The sequence below is a fragment of the Pseudarthrobacter sp. SSS035 genome (assembly GCF_023273875.1).
In the GTDB taxonomy this organism is placed as follows: domain Bacteria; phylum Actinomycetota; class Actinomycetes; order Actinomycetales; family Micrococcaceae; genus Arthrobacter.
Genome location: NZ_CP096882.1, coordinates 774,551 through 787,333 on the forward strand (window position 1 = coordinate 774,551; position 12,783 = coordinate 787,333).

At 65.2% G+C, this 12,783-nt stretch carries 12 protein-coding genes and 1 pseudogene; 9 read left to right on the forward strand and 4 right to left on the reverse strand.

Annotation, left to right across the window (positions count from 1 at the left end; genetic code table 11):
* Positions 1 to 240: 240 nt before the first annotated feature.
* Together MUN23_RS03500 and hisC are read right to left on the reverse strand one after the other, a co-directional pair.
* Positions 241 to 1,653 (reverse strand): amino acid permease, encoded by a 1,413-nt coding sequence (locus tag MUN23_RS03500; RefSeq protein WP_248762131.1) that lies wholly within the window; start codon positions 1,651 to 1,653, stop codon positions 241 to 243.
* Positions 1,654 to 1,705: 52 nt separating this feature from the next.
* Entirely contained in the window at positions 1,706 to 2,803 is a 1,098-nt protein-coding gene (hisC, locus tag MUN23_RS03505) for a histidinol-phosphate transaminase (protein WP_248762132.1), read from the reverse strand.
* Positions 2,804 to 2,896: 93 nt separating this feature from the next.
* Between hisC and MUN23_RS03510 the strand changes: the two genes are divergently transcribed.
* Both MUN23_RS03510 and MUN23_RS03515 read left to right on the forward strand, forming a co-directional pair.
* Positions 2,897 to 3,400, forward strand: coding sequence for an Lrp/AsnC family transcriptional regulator (locus MUN23_RS03510; protein ID WP_248762133.1), 504 nt, complete (start codon positions 2,897 to 2,899; stop codon positions 3,398 to 3,400).
* A 119-nt stretch (positions 3,401 to 3,519) separates the two neighbouring features.
* Positions 3,520 to 5,193: a thiamine pyrophosphate-binding protein gene (locus MUN23_RS03515; protein WP_248762134.1), complete on the forward strand. Its 1,674-nt coding sequence runs from the start codon at positions 3,520 to 3,522 to the stop codon at positions 5,191 to 5,193.
* 105 nt (positions 5,194 to 5,298) lie between these two features.
* Here the strand turns inward: MUN23_RS03515 and MUN23_RS03520 are convergent, their stop codons facing one another.
* Positions 5,299 to 5,586 carry a hypothetical protein gene (locus MUN23_RS03520; protein WP_248762135.1) on the reverse strand — a complete coding sequence of 96 codons (288 nt, stop codon included), beginning with the start codon at positions 5,584 to 5,586 and terminating at the stop codon, positions 5,299 to 5,301.
* Between the two features lie 268 nt (positions 5,587 to 5,854).
* Here MUN23_RS03520 and MUN23_RS03525 point away from each other — a divergent pair.
* From MUN23_RS03525 to MUN23_RS03555, 7 genes and pseudogenes are all read left to right on the forward strand, one after another.
* Positions 5,855 to 6,302, forward strand: a pseudogene (locus tag MUN23_RS03525) (thiamine pyrophosphate-dependent enzyme); the annotation flags it as partial.
* Between the two features lie 166 nt (positions 6,303 to 6,468).
* The gene (locus MUN23_RS03530; protein ID WP_248762137.1) at positions 6,469 to 7,365 is read left to right on the forward strand and encodes a ketopantoate reductase family protein; all 897 of its coding nucleotides are present in this window, start codon (positions 6,469 to 6,471) and stop codon (positions 7,363 to 7,365) included.
* 236 nt (positions 7,366 to 7,601) lie between these two features.
* Positions 7,602 to 8,558 (forward strand): lipid kinase, encoded by a 957-nt coding sequence (locus tag MUN23_RS03535; RefSeq protein WP_248762139.1) that lies wholly within the window; start codon positions 7,602 to 7,604, stop codon positions 8,556 to 8,558.
* Between the two features lie 587 nt (positions 8,559 to 9,145).
* Positions 9,146 to 9,322 (forward strand): hypothetical protein, encoded by a 177-nt coding sequence (locus MUN23_RS03540; protein ID WP_167349818.1) that lies wholly within the window; start codon positions 9,146 to 9,148, stop codon positions 9,320 to 9,322.
* A 108-nt stretch (positions 9,323 to 9,430) separates the two neighbouring features.
* Positions 9,431 to 10,087 carry a DUF6308 family protein gene (locus tag MUN23_RS03545; protein WP_248762140.1) on the forward strand — a complete coding sequence of 219 codons (657 nt, stop codon included), beginning with the start codon at positions 9,431 to 9,433 and terminating at the stop codon, positions 10,085 to 10,087.
* A gap of 4 nt (positions 10,088 to 10,091) precedes the next feature.
* Positions 10,092 to 10,658 (forward strand): hypothetical protein, encoded by a 567-nt coding sequence (locus tag MUN23_RS03550; RefSeq protein ID WP_248762141.1) that lies wholly within the window; start codon positions 10,092 to 10,094, stop codon positions 10,656 to 10,658.
* A 2-nt stretch (positions 10,659 to 10,660) separates the two neighbouring features.
* On the forward strand, positions 10,661 to 11,221 hold the full coding sequence (locus MUN23_RS03555; protein ID WP_248762142.1) for a hypothetical protein: 561 nt from the start codon (positions 10,661 to 10,663) through the stop codon (positions 11,219 to 11,221).
* A gap of 171 nt (positions 11,222 to 11,392) precedes the next feature.
* On the opposite strand, the gene MUN23_RS03560 is transcribed toward MUN23_RS03555, so the two are convergent.
* Complete coding sequence (locus MUN23_RS03560; protein ID WP_248762143.1) at positions 11,393 to 12,757, reverse strand: MFS transporter; 1,365 nt, start codon at positions 12,755 to 12,757, stop codon at positions 11,393 to 11,395.
* Positions 12,758 to 12,783 lie beyond the last annotated feature (26 nt).

A 12,783-nucleotide genomic window follows, 5' to 3' on the forward strand; every position in this document is an offset into this window, starting at 1 on the left:
CGCCGCCGATCAGCGCCACGAGCACGATGGCGCGGGCACGGTCCTGCGGGTTCGACAGTTTCCTCGGTGAGGGTGGTGACGGCGTCGAACCTTCAGGAACGAGTAAGCGGCGATGGCGCGCCGGCGGAAATGTGGTGGTGAAGCTGGCGGTACCGACAAAGCATTGCGGAGGGCGCGCCCGGCCAGACCGGGCGCGCCCTTCCTGGGAACTGAACAGCCAAGTGGTCCGCAGCACTTGATTCAGTCGATGAGCACCGACTGCTTGGCACCATCCGAAGACTCGACAAGCGGCGCAACCTTCCCGCTCCGGTGGTGCAGCCAGTTCGCCAGCGCCAGCAGCGCCACGAGCGCGAAAGTGCTCAGGAGCTGGGGCCGGGAATCCTCACCGATGAAGCCCACCGTGAAGATCGCCGCGAGGATGAGCAGGCCAAAGCACGTTAGCCACGGGAATCCGGGCATCCGCAGGGGGAGCTCCGTTCCCTCGCGGTCGGCGCGGAGGCGCAGCGCAAGCTGGGCCAGGAGCGCGGACGTCCACACCAACAGACACGTCGAACCCACGATGTTGAGCAGGATGGAAAGGACCTTCTCGGGGAAAACCAGCTCCAGCACAACCGTGACAACGCCGAAAGCGACGCTGGCCAGGACGGCGACAACCGGGACCCGGGCCTTGGAAACAGAAGCGAGCAGACGCGGTGCTTCTCCCCGCTCGGCGAGCGAGTACGCCATCCGGGACGCGCCGTAGAGGTTGGCGTTGAGGGCCGAGAGCAGTGCTGCCACGGCCACCAGGGTGATGGCGGTAGCCGCGCCGGGCATGCCGGCCGCATCCAGCACTGCGGCGAACGGGCTCTTCAGCCCCGCCGAGCCCACGGGAACCACTGCGGCGATGACGAAGATCGCACCGATGTAGAAGACCAGGATGCGCCACAGCACCGTCCGGACTGCTGTCTTCACGCTGCGGGCCGGCTCTGCGGTCTCGGCTGCGGCCACGGACACGATCTCGGTGCCGCCGAATGCAAAGGCCACCACGAAGAGTGCCGTGGCGATACCGGCGAAACCGCTGGGTGCGAATCCGGCGCCGGTGAAGTTGGCCAGGCCCGGCGACTGCACGCCGGGCAGCCAGCCGAAGAGCAGGGCCGCGCCCACCAGGAGGAACCCCACGATGGCCGCCACCTTGAGCAGCGCGAACCAGAACTCGAACTCGCCGAAGTTCTTCACGCTGGTCAGATTCACGGCGGTGAGCACCACGATGAACACGAAGGCCATCAGCCACACCGGCAGCGCCGGGAAGATGGTGGCCAGCAGGCCTGCCGCACCAAGCGCTTCGGCCGCGATGACCACCACGAGCTGCAGCCACCAGAGCCAGCCCACCGTGGCACCGGCCACCGGCCCGTAGGCCTTGGCGGTATAGACGGAGAAGGCGCCGCTGTCCGGGTTGGCGGCGGCCATCTCGCCGAGGGCCCACATCACCAGGATGATGAGCGTACCGGCCACGAGGTACGCGATCAGCACGGCCGGGCCTGCAGCCTGGATGCCGGCGCCGGAGCCGATGAAGAGGCCCGCGCCGATGGCGCTTCCGAGCCCCATCATCGTGAGCTGTCGGGGTTTGAGTGCGGCGCCCAGTGCGCGGCCAGACGTCATTGTCTGTTGTTCCATGGGGAGTCCTCTGGTTGTAGGTGGAACGGATTGGGTTTCAGGTCAGTCGGTTTTAGGCTGCGTGGGCTTGCAGAAGCCGGAGCACGCGATCGTTTGAGGCGGGGGCGGCCACGGTGATCCGCACACCGTCCCCCTGGTACGCCCGGACCAGGATGCTCGCGCGGTCAAACGCGTCCACCAGCCTCGCGCAGAGATCGTCATCCGCACGGATCCACAGGAAGTTGCCCTGGCTCGCCTGCAGTTTCCAGCCCTGGGCTTCCAGCTGCGCGGCCATCCGTTCGCGCTCCTGCCTGACCGCGGCGACCCGCGCTTCCATCTCCTCCCCGGCGTCCAGCGACGCGATGGCCGCCTTCTGGGCCAGCGCGCTCACCGAGAAGGGAAGGGCGGTCCGGCGCAGTCCCTCAGCGATGCCCGGCGCCGCCACGGCGTAGCCCACGCGCAGGCCGGCGAGGCCGTACGCCTTCGAGAAGGTGCGCAGGATGCAGACGTTCGGGTACTGGCGGTAGAGGCTCAGGGAATCGGGGCCGCTGCCCGCTTCGGCGTATTCCACGTAGGCCTCGTCGATCACCACGAGGACGTCGGAGCGGACGGCTTGCAGGAACGCCTCGAGGCGTTTGTGGCTGATCGGCACACCGGTCGGATTGTTGGGGGTGCAGAGCAGGATCACCTTCGTGCGGGCAGTGACGGCCGCGGCCATGGCATCGAGGTCGTGGCCCTCAGCGCCGTCCAGCGGGATGCGGACCGGCCGGGCACCTGCCAGCTCAACCAGGATGGGGTACGCCTCGAAAGAGCGCCACGCGAAGATCACTTCATCGCCGGCGTCGCACAGTCCAGTGATGATCTGCTGGAGGACGCCGACGCTGCCGGGTCCCACCGCGACCTCTCCGACCGTGACGCCGAGGTGGCGGGCAATCCGTTCACGGAGTTCTACGGCGGCACTGTCCGGGTAGCGGTTCATGGTGCAGGCCGCTGCGGCCACCGCGGCGGCGGCAGCGGGCAGTGGCTCGTAGTGGCTTTCGTTGCTGGCGAGGGCCGCAATGTCCGTGCCGGCGCTGCGCCGGCCCGGGACGTAGGGCGGAAGACCGGCCACCGCGCCGCGAAGGGTGGGAAGCGCGGCGTCCGGTGCAGTCAGGAGTTGATCACGGGTCATGAGCACCGATCATGGTTGTGACCCGGCCCACAATGCAAGATACGCTCAACCCATTGGGACTTCTGCTCAACTTCTACTGACTGTGGTGAAAATATGACCATCGCGAGCTCTCGCACCCTGGATTCCCTTGACGGCCGGATCATCCTTGCCCTGGACGAGGATCCGGAAGCCAGCGCCCTGGCCCTTTCGCGGACGCTCGGCGTCGCGCGGAACACGGTCCACGCCCGGCTTTCACGGCTCGAGCGCAGCGGTGCCCTCCGCTCCTTCAGCCGCAGGCTGGACCCCGCCGCACTTGGCTATGACCTGATGGCCTTCCTCTCACTGGCCATCAGCCAGACGCGGGCGGGAGCGGTGGAAAACGGGCTCGCGGCCATCCCGGAGGTCATCGAGGTGCACGCCACAACCGGCGACGCGGACCTGATGGCCAAGGTGGTGGCCCGGAGCACGGCCGATCTCTACCGCATCACCAACCAGATCCTGGCAATCGACGGGATCCAGCGGACCAGCACGGCCATCTCGGTGGTTGAACTTATGCCGCCCCGCTATGACGGCCTCCTGAGCCGGCTGACGGAACAGGAATCCCGCTCCTCCGAGTAAACACTCGTGATGCACGCCACAAGTGCGCATATTTTCACTTCTCCTGTCTACTCCTGCCAAATATCCCAATCGAACTCGACTCTCTTGCCTATCTGTGCACCAGCCCACAAGCTTCCTGCATGACTTCACTTACCGTCTCCGGCCACGTGGCACAGGTTCTCAGCAGCTACCTCAGCGATGTCTTCGGCGTTATGGGCAACGGAAACGTCTACTTCCTGGACGCCGCGGAAAAGCTGGGCCTCCGTTTCTCCCCCGTCCGCCATGAAGGCGCCGCCATCGCCGCGGCCGACGCCTACTACCGGACGTCAGGACGTCTCGCCGCGGGCACCACCACCTACGGCCCCGGCTACACCAATGCACTCACCGCCCTCGCCGAGGCGGTCCAGGCGCAAATCCCCGTCGTGCTGGTCACCGGGGACGCTCCGAGCACTGGCGCCCGGCCGCAGGACGTGGACCAGGCGGCCATCGCCGCCGGCCTCGGCGCGGCCACTTTCACCGTCACCCGCGAAGCCGCGGGCTCCATCACACGGCAGGCGGTGGAGTACGCGCTGACCAAGCGCACCGCCGTCGTGATTGCGATCCCCTACGACCTCGCGGCACTTGAGGCTGCGGACGAAGAGCTTCCGGCGCCGTTGGCACCTCAGGTGATGGACGACGTCGACGGCGGCCTTGGGCAGGTAGCCCGCCTGCTCGCCGGGGCGAAGCGGCCGCTGATCCTCGCCGGCCGCGGTGCGCATCTCGCCGGAGCCGGCCCGGAGCTCCGGGAGCTCGCCGACCGCCTCGGCGCACTGACCGCCGGAACCGCCCTGGCGCTCAACCTCCTCAAAGGCGAGGGGTACTTGGGCGTCGCCGGCGGTTTCGGCACGGACACCGCGGCCGGGCTCATGGGTGAGGCCGATGTGGTCCTGGTGGCCGGGGCGAGCCTGAGCCCCTTCACCATGCGGTTCGGGCACCTGCTCGGCCCGGACAGCACCGTCATCCAGATCGACACCGCCCTGCAGCCGACGCACCCCCGGGTGGATATGTTCGTCAGCGCGGACGTGAAGTCTGCGGCGGGACACCTCCTGAGGATGCTGGACGGCCCGGCCTCGCCGGACGCCAGCCGCGCCGAAGCCTGGCGTGCGGAAGCCCGAAGGCGCCTGGCCGAGGGACCGGCCCATCACCCGGGCTCCGACGAGACCCCGGACGGCCGGCTGGACCCGCGCTCCCTGGCCACGGCACTGGATGCGGTGCTGCCGGAGCGCCGCACGGTGGTCCAGGACGGCGGGCACTTCGTCGGCTGGGCACCCATGTACTGGCGCATCCCCAGGCCCCAGGACCTGGTCATGGTGGGGACCGCCTACCAGGCCATCGGGCTGGGCCTTGCCAGCGCCGTCGGGGCAGCCCGCGCAGTGGAGGACGGCCGCACCCTGGTGCTGGCCTCCGGCGACGGTGGTTTCCTGATGGGCCTGGCCGACCTCGAATCGCTGATTGGTGCTGCCAGCAGCGCCGTCGTGGTGATCTACAACGATGCCGCCTACGGCGCCGAGATCCACCAGTACGGCTCCCAGGGCCTGACCGAAAAGCCCATGCTGATCCCCGAGGTGGACTTTAGCGGCATCGCCCGCGCGCTCGGCGCCGAGTCGGCGATCATCCGCTCACTGGCGGACCTTTCCGCGCTCGAGGATTGGATCGACGCCGGCGCAAAGGGAACCTTCGTGGCCGACTGCCGGATCACGTCGAGCGTCCGGGCCCCGTGGCTGAGCGAGTGGATGCAGGCCTCGCAGGCTGCGAAGGCGGCGGTGGCGGGCTAACTGCCCGGATGGCACGAAAAAGGAGGCCGACGACGACACCCAGTGTCGCCGTCGGCCTCCTCTTTTGCCCGCGCGGTGGTGCTATCCCCCGCAGGGCGCTGGACCCTAGGCCGCTGTTGGAAGCGTTACGTAGTTGCCCTCGATGACACTGGCGGCAACAACGGGTGTGCCGTCTACTGTGACATAGCTGCCACGAGTGACGGGGCGCAGGTTTCGGCCGCCAGCGACGGTGACATAGCTGCCCTCGACGCCGACGGAGACGCTGCCGGCGGGGAGAGTCACGTAGCTGCCGCCGCGCACTGCGGCGTCAGGGACAGCGCTAGCGGTAGCGGCCTGAAGGGTGGTTTCGGTGATGGATGAGGAGGTTTCGGGGCGTTCGGTCAGGAAAGTCATGGTTCTCCTTGGGGTTTCGGGATGAGTGCCATACAGGTTCTTGTGCCGCTCAAGCAGGAGGGCGGTTGCGCGTTATATCGCTTGCCCCGCTGGCCCGGGTATGTTCACCGGTGCGGTACTCAAGGGCTACGGTGGCCTGTACCTAACTTTACAGGCTTAATGTGAGCTACTCAGAATAAGGTGGGAAGGCTCACGTTATACGCCAGGCGGCTACGGATGACTACGTCATTCCTGCCCCAGCGCCAGCACCACATAGCCGCCCAACTGACGCCGCACCGTTGTCCAAGATGGAGGGCACTTCGTAGGCTGGGCGCCCATGTCCTGGCGTATCCCCAGGCCCCAGGACCTGGTCATGGTGGGGAACCGCCTACCAGGCCATCGGGCTCGGCCTTGGCAGCACCGTCGGGGCAGCCCGCGCAGTGGAGGACGGCCGCACCCTGGTGCTGGCCTCCGGCGACGGCGGTTTCCTGATGGGCCTGACCGAAAAGCCCATGCTGATCCCCGAGGTGGACTTCAGCGGCATCGCCCGGGCGCTCGGTGCCGAGTCGGCGATCATCCGCTCACTGGCGGACCTTGCCGCGCTCACGGACTGGACCGACGCCGGCGCGAAGGGAACTTTCGTGGCCGACTACCGGATCACGTCGAGCGTCCGGGCCCCGTGGCTGAGCGAATGGATGGAGGCCAAGCAGGAGGCGAAGGCGGCGGTGGCGGGGTAGATAACCCAGGCGGTAACGGAACTGATTAGGCATGCCAGGCGAATGTCACCCGCACCATCCCGTTGAAACCCCTAGCCTTGGAACATCGGATACAAAGCCTCATCTGCTGTTCCCAGGCTCCTGTGTCCGGTCAATCGTTGAAAACCACCCCGGAAGGTATGCAGCCATGCGGATACTCGTCGTCGGAGCCGGAGCCACAGGCGGGGCGTTCGGTACGCTCCTGCAGGAAGCGGGACGGGATGTCACCTATTTGGTGCGGCCGCGCAAGCAGGAGATCCTTCGCCGCGACGGGTTACGCTTCATCTCCCCCACCGCTGACCGGACGCACCCGGTAAAAACCATCACGGCACCGGACGGGTCAGAGGCCTTCGATCTGATCCTCGTCACGGTCAAAGCCACCGCGTTCGAGGGCGTACTCGGCGAGATTGGCGCTTTTCTGGGGGTTGGAACCAGCATCATTCCCATCCTCAACGGCATGGCCCATGTGGACCGGCTTGAGCAGCTGTACCCGGGCCAGGTGCTCGGCGGCCTGGCCCGGATCGTCGCCACTCTCGACGGCGATGTGGTCCGCCAGCAGATGCCCCTCACTTCCCTCACCGTGGGCGGGCTCAACGGAAACCCTGTACCTACGGATGTTTCCGAGGCTCTGGACGTGCCCGGCGTCGACTTCTCGGTAGTGGACGACGTGGCCGGCGCCCTGTGGGAGAAATGGGTATTCATCGCTGCCGCAGGAATCGTCAACTGCCTGTTCCGGGCGCCGGTTGGACGGATCATCGAGGCCGGCGGCGAGGCCAGGATCCTGGAGGCCATCAGTGAAACCGAAGCGGTGGCGGCGGCGGCAGGACATCCTGTTTCCGACGCCGGTCATGCACAAGCGATCGGCATACTGACTCAACCGGGATCGGCGTTCACTTCCTCCCTGTACCGGGACCTCAGCGCAGGGCTCCCATCGGAGGCCGAGCACATCCTCGGCGACCTTGCCGGCAGAGCCCGCAGCCGCAACGTCCCTACGCCTCTGTTGGAGCTCACCCTCATCCAGATCAGGGCCGGCCTGCCAACCTGAACCACTCCGGCGCGGCCAGCAGGCGGCGGAGCCAGCGTGCTGGAGCGGGCGAGCTGATCAACAGGCGACGCCGTGCTCTTCCCGCTGCACCGAAAGACCGGACAAGACTGCCGGATCACGTCGACCGTCCTGGCCCCGTGGCTGAGCGAGTGGATGCAGGCCTCGAAGGCGGCGAAGGCGAAGGCTGCGGTGGCGGGCTAGGGGCATTCACAGGTCGACGCCCTACGATGGCCCACATGAAAGCTGCCCGGGACGCCCGCTCTGCCGCCGTTGTGATCAACGCCGGATCACGCCGGGGGGCGGCACACGAACTTGCCGTGGACACGATGCGGAAGGCGGGTGTGCCCATCTCCGCCGTGCACCACGTGCTGTCCGGGGCAGACCTGGCCGGGACGCTTGATCGGGTGCTTGCGGACGGGCACGACCTGGTGGTTGTCGGCGGCGGCGACGGGACTGTGTCCTACGCCGCCGGTCGCGTTGCCGGCACAAACGTTGTGCTCGGCGTTCTGCCGCTGGGCACCGCCAACGACTTCGCCCGCACGCTGGAGATACCGAACAATCTTGCCGAGGCCTGCGCCACCATCGCAGACGGGAAAGTAGTGGACATCGACCTTGGCCGGGCCAACGGCGAGCCATTCCTCAACGTCGCGTCCGTTGGCCTGTCGGTGGCTGTCACCGAAGCTCTCAGCCCCCGTCTGAAGCGGTACATCGGGCCATTGGCCTACGGCATTGCCACCCTGCGCGCTTATGCCGGGCACAAGGCGTTCCGGGCCCGTCTCGAGTTCCCCGACGGGGACCACGAACCGATGGAACTCGACAGCCTGCTTCAGGTGGCCGTCGGCAACGGCCGGCATTACGGCGGCGGCAACACGGTCTCCCCCACGGCAGGGATCGACGACCACACCCTCGACATCTACGCGATCCTGGCGGGGCCACTCCGGGAGCATGTGAGTATCGCGCGGTTGCTCAAGGACGGAAGCTTCATCAAACACGACCGGGTGTACCACCTGACCAGCCGAGCTGTCCGGCTGGTCACCGACCAGCCGCTGCCGGTGAACCTCGACGGCGAGATCGCGACGACCACGCCGACCGACTTCACCGTCCAGCGCAACGCCGTCCACGTGGTGGTGCCTCAAAGCAGCACCAGCGCGCTGTTCGACGGACCGGGCGCCGCGGACTGGTCGTCCATTTGAAAGCTCATTAGCTCACCGGCACACAGCACGGTTTCTTTCTGTGGCCAGTCGGCCCGTCCTTCCGGCGTTGTTTCCGAAACACTCACGCCTCCGGCACCTCCCCCCTTACTGTTGATGAGGCAAGTCACGTAAACGTTTACGTAAACCGTTTACGTGCCTGTCCCCAGACCGCAGTAAAGCCAAGGAGATCCAATGCAGATTTAATCAAGGGCTGCTCAAGGTCTACGCAACTTTCACCGAGCAATCGGAGAACGTACTTGTGCGCACCTTATCCCCGTGAAGAATTGGGTCATCAGGCAGGCTGGATGACGCATCCAACCTTGCCGAACTGAATTCATCAAGGGGGAAATAGTTTGAAGCTCACAACAACTCTGGCCAGCGGCGCACTCTTGTGCCTGGCCCTTTCGAGCTGTGCTGCGGGATCGCCGCAATCAGTTCCGGCCGTAACGCACACCGTTACACAGACGGCTACAGCAACCGTGACGGCAACCGCCATAGCCGAGCCTGTTGCACCCGTCGTAGTGGCGGCCCCGGCTCCGGCTCCGGCGGCTCCAACGACTGCGATTATTCCTGGCAACGTTGCCGGAATGAATGCAGAGGCGCTCGACGACGATCTGTCCGCTCTGGGCTTCAAGAAAGTCGTCTACAACGCTGATACTGGCAAGACCGTGCTGCTGCTCAGCAACTGGACGGTTACAGGGATAGACAACGCCGGGGCAGAGCAGGCTGTCGACAAGGCAGTAGTAGTTCACGTAACGAAGTAGTGGCCGCTCGTCCCCAAGGTACCCACCGTGCGCTGCCTTGGGGACTTGGTACTCTCGGCGACGTGCCAGGACGCCGGCTCGACGTCAAGCGCAACTATTGGGGGACAAATGACAATTCCGAACATTTTGGATGAAGACCATATCGATGCCGCAGCCAAACTGCTGCGCGCTTACTACGATGATCTTTTCGCATCAGTGATGCCGAGAACCGGAAGCCGCTTCGATAGCTGGGCCGGTGGTGGTGACGCGGCGGGCGTGGCCAACCGAGTGGTCGCCGATGATCTTGTCGCAGTCTCATTCCTGTCGGTCAAGATTCCGGCCCGGGCCGCTGTCGGCATACTTGAAACGCATGCTCCGGAGATTTCAAAGAACCTCAAGCACCTGCCATATAACGTCGACCTGGCGGATCTGACTCCTGCCGAGTTCGACAAGTACCTGGGTGCGGGTAGCCCCGGAATGTGCCTATGGCACGTGCTCAGGGCGACGACAACCGGACGATGGGGTATCGGCGAAACTAAGGCCAGTAAGATCATGGCCCGAAAGCGCCCCCAGCTAATCCCAATCTACGATTCAATCGTGGGTCCGCTAATGGGGCTGCCCAAGAACTCCGTGGGTCAGTGGAAGAAATGGCACACGGCCTTAACTGACGGCACAGGCCTCACTCACCGGCTTCAAGAAATTCGAAGGCTCTCTGGAATTTCCGATCCGATTTCCGACATTCGTGTCATGGACATCGTTCTCTGGATGTACGGAAAGGAGACGTAGCCTCGTGAAAAGGACCAGGCAAGGGCCGGAGCTCACGGACAACTATGCACAGTTCGTCGAGCAGCTGGCGGCCGCTTCGAAAAAGCTACAGGCACGTCATGACTCACTGAACCGGACACTTGAAATAATCACTTTGCTGTTCAAACAGAACGTGCTCGGTCTCAGACTTTGGGAAGAACGACGCATCAAGCTCAGCAAGTTAGTTGCGAAAGATGCCAATTCGCTGGACACGGCAAACTCGCTGCGCGAGCTCCATGACGTTGCCCTCAGGATGGAATCAATGTTCCTGCTCCGCAGCCAGCGCATCGACGAGAAAAAATCAGCTGTTAGCAGCCATGTTGATGAAATCAACAAGTCGCTTCTCGATCTGGACAGAAGCAAGCTCAATCTCCTTTCGTCCCGGATGACAATGCGCGATCGCGAGAAGCTCAACGAGGCCGTCGCGGGTGTTGCCGGGACACCCCAGGGAGCGAACGCGGCATCATCCGATCCGGGCCTTCGAGATGACCTCAACGAGGCCCGTAGGGCTATGATCCTGGCCGAAGCGCTACTGGAACTGAAAGGGAAATGACGGTGACACAAACGCAGTCGGAGAAGATCGTCATCAGAAGTTTCACCTCTGCGCAGTGGGATGGCAGTAGCATGCCCAAACCCGTGAACGTCTTTGCCAAATTCCGGGGGAAGCGGCTGTTGACTGGCATCATAGCCTTCGTCATCCTCTGCAACCTCGGAGTTTTCGGGACGGTGGTGATCGTTCTTGCATTCATCGGCTTAGTCATAGCGATGATCAGGTCAACGGGAAAGCTTTCGCCCCAACAGGCGTTTATGAGCGACCTCATCGCAGAGGTGAATGACACCGTTGTTGAGCTCACCGACAACGCGGATGCAAGGCTGTCCGTGAAAGATCTGGTGGCTCTGCGGGGTTCCGACCGGGATATTCCGTTGCCGGTCAACGGCGTATCAGGTCTAAATTTGCGCGTCGTCAGCGACAGACCAGGTGCCGAGCGCATAGCAGCGATAGCCCGAACGGACGACAGGATACGGACAACAAAAGTTATTGTCACTGCTACTGCACCCGATTATGGCACCGCCAGCTTCGACCAGCTGCTTCAGACCACACTCGACGCAGCCTGACAGGAGCGACAACCCCGCCTGCGCACGCTCATGGAGGAACGCGGCGAGAAGGCGCCCCGCTGGCAGGCGTCCCAACGGCGATTCCGCGTTGCTTGAGGAAGTTGAGGGCCGGAAGCTGAAGGCCGCATTTTCGCGGACGCAGGCCTGGACGCCGACCACATCACACCGCACCTAAACCCCCGGCTTCCGCTTCCACGCCACCGCCAACCCGAGCACCACGGCGCCCAGCCCCAGCATCACCAGGACCATCAGTCCCCAGTTCGCCTGGTTCACGCCGGGCCCGTACAGCACACCGATCAGCACCGTCGCTGTGATGGCGCCGAGGTAGCGGCAGGTCTGGAAAATGCCGGCCGCCACTCCCCTCTCCTCCGGCCGGGCGGACACGTACAGGCCCTGGTTCGACGCCGTGCTCACCACCCCGTACGGCACACCCATCAACGCGGTCAGCACAAACACCATGGGCGGCCACAGGGACAACGTCAACGCCCCCAGTGCGCCCGAGGCCACCAGCAGGATCAGCACGCCGGCGATCATCACCGAACGCACGCCGAACCAATCAATCAGCCGGACCGTCACCGGGGTGACCAGCACGGACATTGCCGCCAGGGGGAACATCAGCAGGCCCACCAGTCCGGCGTCGTAGTGTCCTGCCTCCTGCAGAAGCTGCGGCAGGCCGAAGAACGCAAAGTAGTAGACGCCGCTGAAGACGACGAACACCAGATACACCAGCAGCAGCGGCCGGTTCCGGCCCAGCAGCCGCAGGTCCAGGAACGGCGGACGGAAACGCAGCTCCCGCCACGCGAACAGCGCGGCAATGACGGTCGCCGCGCCCAGGAGCCACCAGCGGTATCCCGGCATCACGTTCAGCAGCGCCATCATGGCGAGCATCAGCGAGGCGACGAAGGCCAGGATGCCGGGGATGTCGGAGTCACGGATCAGTGTTGCGAGCTTCCCGGTTTCGCGCCCGGAATCGGCCGGCGCCGCCCGGTGCACCACAATCAGCGCCAGCAGCGCGAGCGGCACGTTGACGGCGAACAGCGCCTGCCAGCCCAGCAGGCTCACCAACAAACCGCCGACGACGGGTCCCACCGCTGCCGCCGACGTGTTCGCCATCTGGATCCGGCCCAGCGGGCGGGTGGACGGCAGCTTCGCCAGCCGGCTCAGTTCGGTGACCATCACGACGGCGGACGGGTACGCCGTCGCCGTCCCCACAGCCATGAGCGCTCGCGCCACGCAGACCAGCGCGAAGTTGGGCGCGAATGGCGCCAGCGCACAGGTCACCGCAACTAAGGCCATTCCGAACGTGAAGAGGCGGCGCGGCCCGAAGCGGTCCGCGAGCCTGCCCATGAGCGGCTGTCCGGCCGCGGACGCCAGGTAGAACGAGGTGATCACCCAGGTGACGGTGGCGACGTCGAGCGCGAAGTCCTCCCGCAGAACCACCAAGGCGACGGCGATCATGGACGAGTTCAGCGGGTTCAGGGAAGTGCCGAGGCTGAGCGCGGCGATCGCGAGGCCGGGGCGGGGTTTGTTCGTCACGCCCCTAAGTCTGGTGCATCGTTGCC